14 protein-coding genes are annotated in these 12947 nt (G+C 70.4%); 7 read left to right on the forward strand and 7 right to left on the reverse strand.

All coding sequences use genetic code 11. The annotated features are described in order from the left end of the window. Positions 1-20: 20 nt before the first annotated feature. From ACAG20_RS17515 to ACAG20_RS17530, 4 genes are read right to left on the reverse strand one after another with little or no spacing between them, the layout of a single operon-like run. Complete coding sequence (locus tag ACAG20_RS17515; protein ID WP_370493486.1) at positions 21-905, reverse strand: amino acid ABC transporter permease; 885 nt, start codon at positions 903-905, stop codon at positions 21-23. Beyond that, a complete protein-coding gene (locus ACAG20_RS17520; protein ID WP_370493487.1) occupies positions 902-1579 on the reverse strand; it encodes an ABC transporter permease subunit in 678 nt (225 codons plus the stop codon). Before ACAG20_RS17520 ends, ACAG20_RS17515 begins: the two co-directional genes overlap by 4 nt. After that, the gene (locus tag ACAG20_RS17525; RefSeq protein ID WP_370493488.1) at positions 1576-2394 is read right to left on the reverse strand and encodes a glutamate ABC transporter substrate-binding protein; all 819 of its coding nucleotides are present in this window, start codon (positions 2392-2394) and stop codon (positions 1576-1578) included. Before ACAG20_RS17525 ends, ACAG20_RS17520 begins: the two co-directional genes overlap by 4 nt. Then, a complete protein-coding gene (locus tag ACAG20_RS17530; RefSeq protein ID WP_370493570.1) occupies positions 2394-3122 on the reverse strand; it encodes an amino acid ABC transporter ATP-binding protein in 729 nt (242 codons plus the stop codon). Before ACAG20_RS17530 ends, ACAG20_RS17525 begins: the two co-directional genes overlap by 1 nt. Positions 3123-3241: 119 nt before the next feature. On the opposite strand from ACAG20_RS17530, the gene miaB reads away from it, so the two are divergent. Together miaB and ACAG20_RS17540 are read left to right on the forward strand one after the other, a co-directional pair. Further along, positions 3242-4717 carry a tRNA (N6-isopentenyl adenosine(37)-C2)-methylthiotransferase MiaB gene (gene miaB / locus ACAG20_RS17535; protein ID WP_370493571.1) on the forward strand — a complete coding sequence of 492 codons (1476 nt, stop codon included), beginning with the start codon at positions 3242-3244 and terminating at the stop codon, positions 4715-4717. Then, positions 4714-5310: a hypothetical protein gene (locus ACAG20_RS17540; protein ID WP_370493489.1), complete on the forward strand. Its 597-nt coding sequence runs from the start codon at positions 4714-4716 to the stop codon at positions 5308-5310. Before miaB ends, ACAG20_RS17540 begins: the two co-directional genes overlap by 4 nt. Here ACAG20_RS17540 and ACAG20_RS17545 read toward each other — a convergent pair. From ACAG20_RS17545 to ACAG20_RS17555, 3 genes are all read right to left on the reverse strand, one after another. Further along, positions 5276-6001 carry a phosphodiesterase gene (locus tag ACAG20_RS17545; RefSeq protein WP_370493490.1) on the reverse strand — a complete coding sequence of 242 codons (726 nt, stop codon included), beginning with the start codon at positions 5999-6001 and terminating at the stop codon, positions 5276-5278. The two genes, ACAG20_RS17540 and ACAG20_RS17545, sit on opposite strands and share 35 nt — an antisense overlap. Next, complete coding sequence (locus tag ACAG20_RS17550) at positions 5974-6432, reverse strand: SRPBCC family protein (protein WP_370493491.1); 459 nt, start codon at positions 6430-6432, stop codon at positions 5974-5976. The genes ACAG20_RS17545 and ACAG20_RS17550 overlap by 28 nt, the downstream gene beginning before the upstream one ends. 73 nt (positions 6433-6505) lie before the next feature. After that, positions 6506-7837 carry a DUF349 domain-containing protein gene (locus ACAG20_RS17555; protein WP_370493492.1) on the reverse strand — a complete coding sequence of 444 codons (1332 nt, stop codon included), beginning with the start codon at positions 7835-7837 and terminating at the stop codon, positions 6506-6508. 182 nt (positions 7838-8019) lie between these two features. Here ACAG20_RS17555 and ACAG20_RS17560 point away from each other — a divergent pair, with 182 nt between their 5' ends. The 5 genes from ACAG20_RS17560 to hflX are packed head-to-tail and all read left to right on the forward strand — an operon-like array spanning position 8020 to position 12804. Further along, positions 8020-8940 (forward strand): DMT family transporter, encoded by a 921-nt coding sequence (locus ACAG20_RS17560; protein WP_370493493.1) that lies wholly within the window; start codon positions 8020-8022, stop codon positions 8938-8940. 10 nt (positions 8941-8950) lie between these two features. Beyond that, positions 8951-9619, forward strand: coding sequence for a hypothetical protein (locus ACAG20_RS17565; protein WP_370493494.1), 669 nt, complete (start codon positions 8951-8953; stop codon positions 9617-9619). After that, positions 9616-10536, forward strand: a complete 921-nt coding sequence (gene miaA / locus ACAG20_RS17570; protein WP_370493495.1) for a tRNA (adenosine(37)-N6)-dimethylallyltransferase MiaA — start codon at positions 9616-9618, stop codon at positions 10534-10536. The genes ACAG20_RS17565 and miaA overlap by 4 nt, the downstream gene beginning before the upstream one ends. A 4-nt stretch (positions 10537-10540) precedes the next feature. Further along, positions 10541-11407: a diaminopimelate epimerase gene (gene dapF, locus ACAG20_RS17575; protein WP_370493496.1), complete on the forward strand. Its 867-nt coding sequence runs from the start codon at positions 10541-10543 to the stop codon at positions 11405-11407. Beyond that, positions 11404-12804 (forward strand): GTPase HflX, encoded by a 1401-nt coding sequence (hflX, locus tag ACAG20_RS17580; protein WP_112688738.1) that lies wholly within the window; start codon positions 11404-11406, stop codon positions 12802-12804. The genes dapF and hflX overlap by 4 nt, the downstream gene beginning before the upstream one ends. Positions 12805-12947: the final 143 nt, after the last annotated feature.

Genomic DNA, 12947 nt, shown 5'->3' on the forward strand with positions numbered 1-12947 from the left:
CGGGCCGGGCCCGTGCAGACCTATACGACCTGGGCTCCCGGCGTGCCCTCCGGTTCGATCGGGGCCGCCTCCAACGGGGTGCGACGGGAGCGGCGCAGCCGGCGCTCGAGCGCGGTGGCACCCGCCGATAACACCAGGTTTCCGCTGATCATCAGCGCCGCGATCACAAGCAGGGCGGGCAGGTAATTGCTGTACTGGGACCCGACCACCGTGCCCTGGCGCACCATCTCCACGAAGGTGATCTGGTAGCCGATCGCGGTGTCCTTCAGCGCCACCACCAGTTGTGAGACCAGCACCGGCAGCATGGCGGTGACGGCCTGCGGCAGTAGCACCAGTCGCATCGAGCCGCCCCAGCTCAGCCCCAGGGCGGCGGCAGCCTCGGACTGCCCGCGGGGCAGGGCGTGCACACCGGCGCGAACGATCTCGGCGATGACGGCACCGTTGTACAGCGTCAGGCCGGTCACCACCCCGGCCAACGCGAGCTGCTGTGGCGGAAACGCGTTGAGCACGCCGTAGACGAAGTAGGCGAAGATCATCATGATCAGCACCGGAATCGCCCGGAAGAACTCCACCAGCACCGCGCAACACCAGCGGACCGGCCGGATGCCCGACAGCCGGCCGACTCCGAGGCTCACACCGAGCAGCAGGGCCAGCCCGATGGCCCAGGCCGCCGCGGTCAGGGTGCCCGCCACCCCGGGCAGCACGTAGGTCCGCCACAGGTCGGCGGTCAAAAACGGGGTCCACTTCTCCGCGGCCAGCTGGCCCTTGGCCGACAACCGCGAATACACCAGCCAGCCCAGCAACGCCACGATCAGCACGGTCGCCACCGATATGGCGTGGTGGCGGAGACGCGCCCGCGGCCCGGGCGCATCGAACAGCACGGTCGCGCGTGCCGCCGACCTCATTGCGACACCGCCCAGCGCCGGCCCAGATACCCGAACAGCAGTCCCAGCGGCAGGGTGAGCACCACGAAACCAGCCGCGAAGATGCCCCCCACCGCCATCAGCGCCGCGGTGTTCTCGGTCATCGACTTCATCAGCAGTGCCGCCTCGGCGACCCCGATCGCCGACGCCAGCGTGGTGTTCTTCGTCAACGCGATCAGCACCGAGCCCAGCGGGATGATCACCGCCCGAAAAGCCTGGGGTAACAAAATGATCCGCAGATTCTGGCTGAAGCTCAGGCCCAGTGACCGGGCAGCCTCGGCCTGGCCGATCCCCACCGTGTTGACGCCGGAACGCAACGCCTCACACACGAACGACGCCGTGTACACGCCCAAGCCGAGCACCGCCAGCCGGAAATTGCTGTCGTCGACCGACGTCGGCGAATGCGGATCGGTCAGCGTCACCCCCAGCGTCTGGGCCAGGCCGAACGAGCACAGCAGCAACAGCAGGGTCAGCGGGGTGTTGCGCAGCAGATGAACGTACGCCGCGCCCAGCCACCGCAGCGCCGGAACCGGAGCCAGCCGCATCGCCGCCAACCCGGTGCCCAGCAGCAGCGCCAAGGCGCCCGACAGCACCGCCAACTCGACCGTGACGGTGAACGCCTCGACGATCTGTCCCCGGTACTCGGCGAATATCATCGCGCGACCGGCGGGGGGTCGGGCACCGCGAAGCCGGCCGCGCCGAAGTTGTCGATGAACGCTGCCCGCCACGAGCCGTCGCGCTCCATCTGCTCGATGGCGTCATTGATCCGGTGCCGCAGGCCGCCGTTGCCCTTGCGCACGCCGATCCCGTACTCCTCCCGCGAAAATCGTTCGCCGACCAGCTTGAAGGCACCGGGACTCTGGGCGGCATAGCCGGCCAGGATCACGTCATCGGTGGTCACCGCGTCGATGGCGCCGTTTCGCAGGGCTTCCACGCATGCCGAGTAGGTGTCGTAGCGCTGCAACTGCACCCCCGGGTAGCGGTCCTTGATGCGTTGGGCAGGAGTGGATCCCGACACCGAACACAACTTCTTGTGGTGTTGCAGCGACGCCGTGCCGGTGATGTCGGTGTTGTCGGCCCGTACCAACAGTGACTGCCCGGCCACCAGGTAGGGCCCGGCGAAGTCGACCTTTTCCAGTCGCGAATCGGTGATCGAATAGGTGGCCACCACATAGTCCACCTGACCGTTGCGCAGCAGCGTCTCGCGTTGGCCGGACGGCGCTTCGAGCCAGGCGATGCGCTCAGCCGGGTAGCCCAGCCGCCCGGCGACGTAGCGGGCCACATCGACGTCGAACCCGCTGAGTGTGCCGTCAGGTCTTTTGACACTCAACCCGGGCTGGTCGAACTTGACCCCGATGGTGATCTTGTCGCTGTCGTGGGCGGTGCACGCCGCGGCGAGCACCAGGGCGGACGCCGCCGCCGTCACGGCACAAAGCCGCGCCAGCCGGTGCACCAGCCGCCTGACCAGCATCAGTGGTCGAGGACCCGGGCGAGAAAGTCTTTGGCACGCGCGGACTTCGGCTCACCGAAGAACTCTGCCGGCGGGGCGTCCTCGACGATCGTCCCGTCGGCCATGAAGACCACCCGGTCGGCGGCGCGGCGAGCGAAGCCCATCTCGTGGGTCACCACCACCATGGTCATCCCGTCGTCGGCCAGCGAACTCATCACCGCCAGCACCTCGTTGATCATCTCCGGGTCGAGCGCACTGGTCGGCTCGTCGAACAGCATCACCTTCGGGTTCATCGCCAGCGAACGGGCGATCGCCACCCGCTGCTGCTGCCCGCCGGACAATTGAGCGGGGTGTTTGCGGGCCTGATCGGCCACCCCGACCCGTTCCAGCAGCGCCATCGCCCGCCGCTGCGCCTGCGCCCGCGGGGTCTTGTGAACCTTCATCGGTGCCAGTGTGACGTTGTCGAGGACGGTCTTGTGGGGAAACAGGTTGAACGCCTGGAACACCATCCCGACCTGCGCCCGCAACCGGGCCAGTGACGCACCCTCGGCCGGTAACGGCTCGCCGTCGACGGTGATGGTGCCTGAGTCGATGGTCTCGAGTCGGTTGATGGTGCGGCACAGGGTGGACTTGCCCGAGCCCGACGGACCGAGGATCGCCACCACCTCGCCGCGGGCGACGTCGAGGTTGATGTCGCAGAGCACGTGCAGGTCGCCGAAGTACTTGTTGACGTCCCGGATGGCGATCATCGGCACGGGATCCGGCCCGCCGCTGGTCATGGCATCCGACCTTACCGATGCGGTGTCGGCGGTTGTATCCCCGTCCGCGGGTCAATCCGATCGATCCGGCCGATGCCGGCCGACGTACCATAGTCCGGGTGAGTTCGCCGGTGATTTCCGAACAGCTGCGCACCTATGAGGTGCGCACCTACGGCTGCCAGATGAATGTTCACGACTCCGAACGCATCGCCGGCATGCTGGAACAGGCCGGTTACCGCCGCGCCGCCGCGGGCACCGACGCCGACCTGGTGGTCTTCAACACCTGCGCGGTGCGGGAGAACGCCGACAACAAGCTCTACGGCAACCTGAGCCACCTGGCGCCGAACAAGCGCAGCAACCCGGACATGCAGATCGCCGTCGGCGGCTGCCTGGCTCAGAAGGACAAGGACGGCGTGCTGAGCCGGGCACCGTGGGTGGACGTCGTGTTCGGCACGCACAACCTGGGGTCGCTGCCGGTGCTGCTGGAACGGGCCCGACACAACCGCCAGGCGCAGGTCGAGATCGTCGAGTCGCTGCGGGAGTTCCCGTCATCGTTGCCGGCCGCGCGGGAATCGGCCTACGCGGCTTGGGTTTCCATCTCCGTCGGCTGCAACAACAGCTGCACGTTCTGCATCGTGCCGTCGCTGCGGGGCCGCGAGGTCGACCGTAGCCCCGACGACATCCTGGCCGAAGTGCGGGCGCTTGCCGACCAGGGCGTTCTCGAGGTGACGCTGCTGGGCCAGAACGTCAACGCCTACGGCGTCTCGTTCGCCGACCCGGAGTTGCCGCGCGACCGGGGGGCGTTCGCATCGCTGCTGCGGGCCTGCGGGGACATCGACGGGCTGGAGCGGGTCCGGTTCACCTCTCCGCATCCGGCCGAGTTCACCGACGACGTCATCGAGGCGATGGCGCAGACCCACAACGTCTGTCCCACGCTGCACATGCCGCTGCAATCCGGCTCCGATGTGGTGCTGCGGGCGATGCGCCGCTCCTACCGGGCCGAGCGCTACCTGGGGATCCTCGACCGGGTCCGGGCCGCCATCCCGGACGCGGCGATCACCACCGACCTGATCGTCGGGTTCCCGGGCGAGACCGAACGGGATTTCGACGACACCCTCGAGGTGGTACGGGCCGCCCGATTCGCTGCCGCGTTCACCTTCCAATACTCCAAGCGTCCCGGAACGCCGGCCGCGGAGCTACCCGACCAGCTGCCCAAAGAGGTTGTCCAACAACGTTATGACCGCTTGGTGGACCTCCAGGAGGAGATCTCATTGGCCGAGAACCGGGCACAGGTCGGGCGCAGCGTCGAGGTGCTCGTCGCGGTCGGGGAGGGGCGCAAGGACGCCCAGACGGCGCGGATGAGCGGTCGGGCCCGCGACGGCCGGTTGGTGCACTTCGTGCCCGGCGGCGCCGATGTGCGTCCCGGTGACGTGGTGACCACGACGGTGACCGGCGCCGCACCGCACCACCTGCTGGCCGACGGGCCGCTGCACAGTCACCGCCGCACCCGGGCGGGCGACAGCCACGCCGGCCCCCCACCCGGTGTCGGGCTGGGCATGCCGAAGATGCCGGGGGTGGCCCGATGAGCGGTCACGGCGGCAACCCGGACGACTTCGAGGCCTATCGGGCCGACATCGAGGCCGCGGAGCGGCGCGTCGCCAGCGAAATCGATCCCGGCGGCAGGGGACTGGTCGTCTCGATCGCTGTCTTCGTGCTGCTGGCGTCGTTTCTGCTGCCGCACACCGGAACCGTGCGGGGCTGGGATGTGTTGTTCGCGGCCAACGGTTCCGACGAAGCGCTGGTGACGTTGCCGTCGCGGCTGTTCATGTGGCTGGCGCTGGTGTTCGGGGTCGGGTTCTCGATGCTGGCGCTGATGACCCGGCGCTGGACGGTGGCCTGGGTGGCGCTGGCGGGCTCGGCGGTGGCCAGCGTGGCCGGACTGCTGGCCGTATGGTCGCGGCAGACCGTGATGCAAGGCCATCCGGGGCCCGGCTTCGGACTGATCCTGTGCTGGATCACGGTGATCGTGCTGACGTTTCACTGGGCGCGACTGGTGTGGTCGCGCACCGCGGTCCAACTGGCCGCCGAGGAAGAGCGCCGCCGGCGCACCGCGCAGCGCCAGCCCCGCGGACTGCTGGACGACATCAAGCGTCCGGACGACCGGCCGCCCGGCGAGTGACCGGCGGCGCACCCCTGCCCTCGCGGCTTCCCCGATAGGCCTGGGCGCGCAGCTCCGCCAGCCACCGGGGACGCAAAACCACCCCCGGCGCGGTGTTCACGATCGGGTCGAATGACACGTCGTGGCGCTGATCGAGGCCGGTGAGCACCAGATCGGCCAACGGATGAAAGTCCCCCGTGCCGCGGGCCTGGTCGAGTTCGAAGCAGACCCGGCCCCGCTCGATCTCGCGCCGCATGCTGCCCAGCGCCAATCCGTAGCCGTGCACCGGCGTGACCAACCGGGCGCGGAGCCACCAGGTGTCTTCCCGATAGCCCAGCGGCATGAGAGTGGTCATGGCCAGGCCCGCCCATGACAGCACCGGACGCAGCCCCAGCGCGCGGCCGAACATCCCCGAACCCGCCGACACCAGCAGGATGTCCCAGCAGTCCGGCTCGTGCTGGGAGAGGGGCACCCGCAGGGCCAATCCGACGGCGTCGGGTGCCGCGCCCGGAGTGCCGGCACCCTTGGAGACACGCGCGACGACGGGCGACGACCCCACCGGCAGACCCTCGTCGGCCGGTGCGACCCGGTCCAGGAAGCCGGTTGCCAGTACGCCGGACGGATGGAACAACCGACGGTGCCGCGCGGCGGCCCCCCAGCGGAACACCCGCGCGGCGGGGGCCGTCAGCGCCGCGGTACGTCCCCGCGCCATGCGCCGGTCTCCGCGGGTTGGTTCTCGATGAAGTCCTTGAACCGCTTGAGATCCGAGTGGACCCGGTGGTCGAGGATGTTGAGTTTGTCGGCGACATTCTCCACGACGCCGTCCGGGTCGATGTCCATCTGGGTGGTCACCCGGGTGGTGCCCTCATCGATTTTGTGGAAGGTCACCACGCCGCCGTGCCGGGGACCGGTGTCCGATCGCCAGGCCACCCGTTCCTCGGGGTGCTGCTCGGTGATGGTGGCGTCGAACTCCCGGGTCGCGGGCCCGACCTTGATCGTCCAGTGCAGGTGGGTGTCGTCGCGCTGTTCGACGCGCTCGACGCCCGCCATGAACTGCGGGAACGATTCGAACTGGGTCCACTGGTTGTAGACCGTCCGGATCGGCCGCTTGACGTCGAGAGCTGCGGTGATATTGCTGGCCATACTTCCCCCAGGTGAGATGGTCGTTGTCACCAAGGGGTTAACCCGGCCTGCCCGGCCGCCAAACATCGGTGGGTCAGCGCCGGTTGAGTGCCTGCTCGGCGGCCTGGGCCCATTGCCGCCACTGTTCAGCGCTGGCGTTGGCCTCGGCGGCCTCTTTGTCGCGGCCGGCCGCCTGCGCCTTCTGCGCCTGGCGCTCGAATTGCTCAGCGCGGGTACGGAACTGGGCGGCGCGCGCCTGGGCTTCGGGATCCACACCGGCGGCGTCGGCGGCCGTGCCGGCGTCGCGGATCTTCTTCTCCACGGCACGCAGCCGCCGCTCCAGGTCGGCGGAGCGCTCGCGGGGGACCTTGCCGATCTCGTCCCACTTGTTCACGATCGAGCGCAGCGCGCTGCGCGCCGCATGCTGATTGGCCGGGTCGATCCGCTCGGCGTCGGCCAGCAGCGCCTCCTTCGCCGTGGCATTGGCCACCAGTTCGGCGTCGCGTTCGGCGTTGGCGGCGTTGCGAGCGCTGAAAAAGGTGTCCTGGGCGGCCTTGAACCGCTGCCACAGCGCCTCGTCGGCGTCCTTGGTCGTCCGCCCGGCCGCCTTCCAGCTGGTCAGCAACTCCCGGAATGCGGCACTGGTGGCGGCCCAGTCGGTGGAGCCGGCCAGCTCCTCGGCCCGCCTGCACAACCGTTCCTTGTCCTCGCGCGCTCCCGCCCGCCCGCGGTCCAGTTCGGCGAAGTGCGAGCCGCGCCGCCGGTTGAAGCCGTCTCGCGCTGCGGCATAACGCTTCCACAGCGCGTCATCGGTCTTGCGGTCCAGGCCGGTGATCGTGCGCCACTCCTCGAGGATGGCCCGCAACCGGTCGCCGGCGGCCTTCCACTGCGTCGAGTTCGCGGCCAGTTCCTCGGCCTCGGCGGCAAGGGCCTCCTTGCGGGCGGTCGCCGCGGCCCGCTGCTCGTCACGCTGCGCCCGATTGGCCGCGGCGACGGCGTCGGCACGCTCGCCGACCGCGGTTACCCGCGCCGCCAGCGCGTCGATGTCGCCGAGCACATTCGCCGTCGGCAACGACTCGGCCAGCGCCGCCGCGGATGCCTTGATCTTGCGCGCGTCGCCGCTCCCGGAGGCCAGGCGTTCCTCGAGCAGGGCGACCTCGGTGCTCAGATCATCGAATCGCCGGCCGAAGTGCGCGAACGCCGCCTCGGGGTCACCGGCCTGCCAGGAGCCGATCTGTCGCTCGCCGGCCGCGGTGACCAGCCACACCGTGCCGTCGTCGTCGACCCGCCCGAAGCGGTGCGGATCGGCGTTGGGCGGACCGGCAACGACCGGGGCGGGCCGGGTTCCGGGCCTGGGGCCGGGGCGGGGCCCAGGTCGCGGGCCCGGGCGGGGGGTGGGGGCGGACGAACCGCTGTCGATGGTCATCGCTGTCGTCACCTAACCCTTCGCGGTCAACCCGCGCATCTGCCGCGCACCGCGGCGCCTTCGATCTACCTAGAAGTATCCAGGAGTATTCAAGCAGTTAACCGCCGCGCTGTACCGGCAACTCGGCGGCGACCGGGCGGATCGCCGTCCGGCGGGTATTCTTGCGCGGTTGAGGAGGGGCCATGTCGGCAGGAAATGTCATCGCGGCGTTGCTCGCGCTGTGTGCCGCGCTGGCGTCCGCGATCGGCGACGTGATCCGTCAGCGGTCCGCCCAGGAGATCACCGACCAGCAGGTCGGGCACCTACAGCTGTTCTGGTTGTCGCTGCGCGACGCGCGCTGGTGGGGCGGCGGCGCCGCGGCGGTGGCCAATTACGCGCTACAGGCGTTGGCGTTGGCGGTGGGTTCGGTGATCCTGGTGACCGGTCTGCAGGTGACCGCGCTGTTGTTCGCCTTGCCGATGTACGCCTGGTTGACCCACCGCAGGGTCACCAACTGGGAGTGGATGTGGGCGGTGCTGCTGGCCGCGGCACTGGCGGTGGTGGTGATCGTCGGCGACCCGACCGAGGGCAAACAGCATGCGCCGGCACGCACCTGGATCACGGTGTCGGTGGTGTTGGCCGCGGTGCTGGTGGGCTGCGTGCTGACCGCGCGGATTTACAAGGGAAGGCCGGCGGCGGCGGTGCTGCTGGCGGTGGTGGCCGGGACCTCGCTGGCGGTGTTCGCGTTGCTGACCAAAGTGCTCGTGGAGGTCCTCAAGGCCGACGGCTTCGCCGCGGTGCTGCGCGCGCCGGCACTGATCCCGTGGCTGGCCGCGACGCTGGCCGGGATGATCTTCCAGCAATCGGCGTTCCGGGCCGGCGCCTTGACGGCGTCGATGCCAACAATGATCGTGGCCAAGCCGCTGGTGGCCAGTGCGCTGGGTGTGCTGCTGCTCAATGAGCACATTCAGGCCGGTGGGGTCGAAGACCTCGCGGTGATCATCGGGGTGGTGCTGATCGTCATCGCGACGGCGGCACTGGCCCGCGGCGAGGCGGCCACGATCGTCGCCGACGCCGGCGGCACCGACGTCGCCGAACCGCTGGCGTCGCCGACGAGCAGCTAACTTGGGTTTCGTGCTGGGCGGACTAGCGATCATCCCGTCGGCGCCGGTTCTGGTGCCCGAACTGGCCGGTAGCGCGCCTGAGGCCGCCGAACTGCGGGCCGCGGCGCTGGCGGCCGCCGAGGCGCTGCCGCCACGCTGGGTGGCCCTGGGGGCCGGTGCCGAGGGGACATGGGGACCCGACAGCGCCGGCAGTTTCGCCGGATACGGGGCCGAGGTCACCGTTGGGCTGTCGCCCGGTGCCACCCGGTCGGCCGACCTGCCGCTGTGCGCCCTGGTCGCCGGGTGGATCAGCGCCCAGCTGCGCTCGGACGGCCAGGTGGCGGTGCACGCCTACACCGATCCGGATGCGGCGTTGGCCGCCGGGAGGCGGCTGCGCGCCGAGATCGAGCAGTCGGGCGAGCCGATCGGGGTGCTGGTGCTGGCCGACGGGGCCAACACCTTGACCGCGGCGGCCCCCGGCGGACATCGCCCCGCCGACGTCGACGTCCAGCGTGCCCTCGACGACGCGCTGGCCTGCGGCGATGTCGCCGGCCTGGTGCGGCTGCCACCGCAGGTCGTCGGCCGGGCGGCGTTCGCGGCACTGGCCGGGCTGGTCGGGCAGCGGCCGCGTACCGCCACGCAGCTCTACCGCGGCGCCCCCTACGGGGTGGGCTACTTCGTCGGGGTCTGGGAGCCGTGAGGCCGATCGCGGTCGTCGGGCCGACCGGCACCGGCAAGTCGCAGCTCGCGCTGGATCTGGCCGAAGGCCTGGAAAAGTCGGGGAGATCAGCTGAGATTGTGAACGCCGACGCCATGCAGCTCTACCGGGGCATGGACATCGGCACCGCCAAGCTGTCGCCGGGCGAGCGACGCGGCATCCCGCACCACCAGCTCGACGTCCTCGACGTCACCGCGACCGCGACGGTCGCCCGCTACCAGCAGGCCGCCGCCGCGGATGTGGAGGCGATCATGAACCGCGGCGCGGTACCGATCATCGTCGGCGGATCGATGCTCTACCTGCAGGCGCTGCTCGACGACTGGTCCTTTCCGGCCACCGACCCCGCGGTGCGGGTCCGCTACGAGCAGCGGCTCGCCGACATCGGAGTGGCCGCGCTGCATGCCGAACTGGCCGCCGTCGACCCGGCTGCGGCGACGGCGATCCTGCCCACCGACGGCAGGCGCATCGTGCGGGCGCTGGAAGTCGTGGCGCTGACCGGCCGGCCGTTCGCCGCGTCTGCGCCCACCATCGGCGTCCCCCGCTGGGACACCGCGATCATCGGATTGGACTGCGACACCGTGCTTCTCGACGAACGGCTGGCCGCCCGGACCGCGACGATGTTCGACCGCGGCCTGGTGGCCGAGGTGGTGGGGCTGTTGGAGACCGGGTTGCGCGACGGGGTCACCGCCGCCCGGGCGCTGGGCTACGCCCAGGTGATCGCCGACCTGGATGCGGGCGGCAACGGTGATGGCGCCCGCGAGCCCACCTTCATCGGGACCCGCCGCTACGTGCGCCGGCAGCGGTCCTGGTTCCGCCGCGACCACCGCATCGAATGGTTGGACGCCGCCGGCGGCGGACTGCTCGACGCGGCACTGGCCGGGTGGCGGCACGTATCCTGAGCACATGCTTTTCGCCAAGGGCCACGGCACCCAGAACGATTTCGTCGTGTTGCCGGACCTAGGGGTGGAGCTGGACCTGACGGCCGCCGCGGTGAGCGCGCTGTGTGACCGGCGCCGCGGCCTGGGCGCCGACGGGGTGTTGCGCGTGACCACCGCCGGGGCCGCCGTGGCCGCCGGCGTGCTCGACGAGCTGCCCGAGGGGGTCTCGGCCGGCGACTGGTTCATGGACTACCGCAACGCGGACGGCTCGGTGGCCGAGATGTGCGGCAACGGGATCCGGGTCTTCGCCCACTACCTGCGCGCCGCCGGCCTGGAATCGGCCGACGAGTTCGTCGTCGGCTCGCTGGCCGGGCCGCGGCCGATCGCCGTGCACCACGCCGACGACGTGCGGGCGGAGGTCACCGTCGACATGGGCAAGGCCAACACGCTGGGACCGGGCGAGGCGGTGGTGGGCGGACGGCGATTCGCCGGGCTCGCCGTCGACGTGGGCAATCCGCATCTGGCGTGCGTGGATCCGGCACTGTCGGCAGCCGAGCTGGCCGCCCTGGATGTGGCCGCGCCGGTCAGTTTCGACCGCGGGCAGTTCCCAAACGGGGTGAACGTCGAAGTCCTGACCGCCGCCCGTGACGGTGTGGTGTCGATGCGGGTGCATGAGCGCGGGGTCGGGGAGACCCGGTCCTGCGGCACCGGCACGGTGGCCGCCGCGGTGGCCGCACTGGCCGACGCCGGCGCGTCGACCGGGACGCTGCGCGTCGACATCCCGGGCGGGCAGGTCCGGGTCACCGTCACCGAGGCGACCAGTTATCTGCGCGGGCCGTCGGAGCTGGTGGCCCGCGGCGACATCGCGGCGGGGTGGTGGTCGGCGCAGTGAGTCATCCCGAGCTTCCCAGCACCGGTGAACTGGCCCTCGATGACCGCACGGCGCTGCGCCGGGTCGCGGGGCTGTCCACCGAACTCGCCGACGTCTCCGAGGTTGAATACCGCCAGCTGCGCCTCGAGCGGGTGGTGCTGGTCGGGGTGTGGACCGAGGGCAGTGCCGCCGAGGCCGACGCCAGCATGGTGGAGTTGGCGGCGCTGGCCGAGACCGCCGGCTCGCAGGTGCTCGAGGGACTGATCCAGCGCCGCGACCGGCCCGACCCGTCCACCTACATCGGCTCCGGCAAGGCCGTCGAATTGCGTGAGGTGGTGCTGGCCACCGGTGCCGACACCGTCATCTGCGACGGTGAGCTGTCGCCGGCGCAGCTGACCGCGCTGGAGAAGGCGGTCAAGGTCAAGGTGATCGACCGCACCGCGCTGATCCTGGACATCTTCGCCCAGCACGCCACCAGCGCCGAGGGCAAGGCACAGGTGGCGCTGGCGCAGATGCAGTACATGCTGCCGCGGCTGCGCGGCTGGGGCGAGTCGATGTCACGGCAGGCCGGCGGCCGGGCCGGCGGCAGCGGCGGCGGGGTGGGACTGCGCGGCCCAGGTGAGACCAAGATCGAAACCGACCGGCGACGCATCCGGGAGCGGATGGCCAAGTTGCGCCGCGAGATCAAGGCGATGAAGCAGGTGCGCGACACCCAGCGCAGCCGGCGCCTGCACAGCGACGTTCCCTCCATCGCAATCGTGGGCTACACCAACGCCGGCAAGTCCAGTCTGCTCAACGCGCTGACCGGCGCCGGGGTGCTGGTGCAGGACGCGCTGTTCGCCACACTCGAACCCACCACGCGCCGTGGGTATTTGGAAGATGACAGGCCCTTCGTGCTCACCGACACCGTCGGCTTCGTCCGGCATCTGCCCACCCAGTTGGTGGAGGCGTTCCGGTCCACGCTGGAGGAGGTCGCCGACGCCGACCTGTTGCTGCATGTGGTCGACGGCGCCGATCCCGCGCCGCTGGCCCAGATCAGCGCGGTGCGTCAGGTGATCTCCGAGGTGATCGCCGAGCGGGACGCCAAGCCTGCGCCGGAACTGTTGGTGGTCAACAAGATCGACGTCGCCGGGGATCTGGCGCTGGCCCAGTTGCGTCGCGCGCTGCCCGACGCGGTGTTCGTCTCGGCGCACACCGGCGACGGTATAGAGTCGCTGCGCCGCCGGATGGGGCAGTTGGTAGCACCGGCCGACACCGCGGTGGATGTGGTGATCCCTTACGAGCGTGGCGATTTGGTGGCTCGGGTGCATGAACAGGGCCGGCTCACCCAAGCCGAGCACGGCGAGGGCGGCACCCGGATCAGGGCGCGGGTACCGGCGGCGCTGGCAGCCAGCCTGCGAGAATTCGGCCAGGCGTAGCAGCCGTTCACGGCGTGTGATCGGTCACAGAGGTTTCGGGCTGCGCGCACCGGTGCGCTAGGCTCACAACCAACGCTGGCGTCAAAGGACGCCGGTACGTCGTGGAACGCTTACTCGCCACCGATACCCGGTGGACGGTGCGT

The sequence above is a fragment of the Mycobacterium sp. pW045 genome (genome assembly GCF_041287085.1).
Classification (GTDB): domain Bacteria; phylum Actinomycetota; class Actinomycetes; order Mycobacteriales; family Mycobacteriaceae; genus Mycobacterium; species Mycobacterium algericum_A.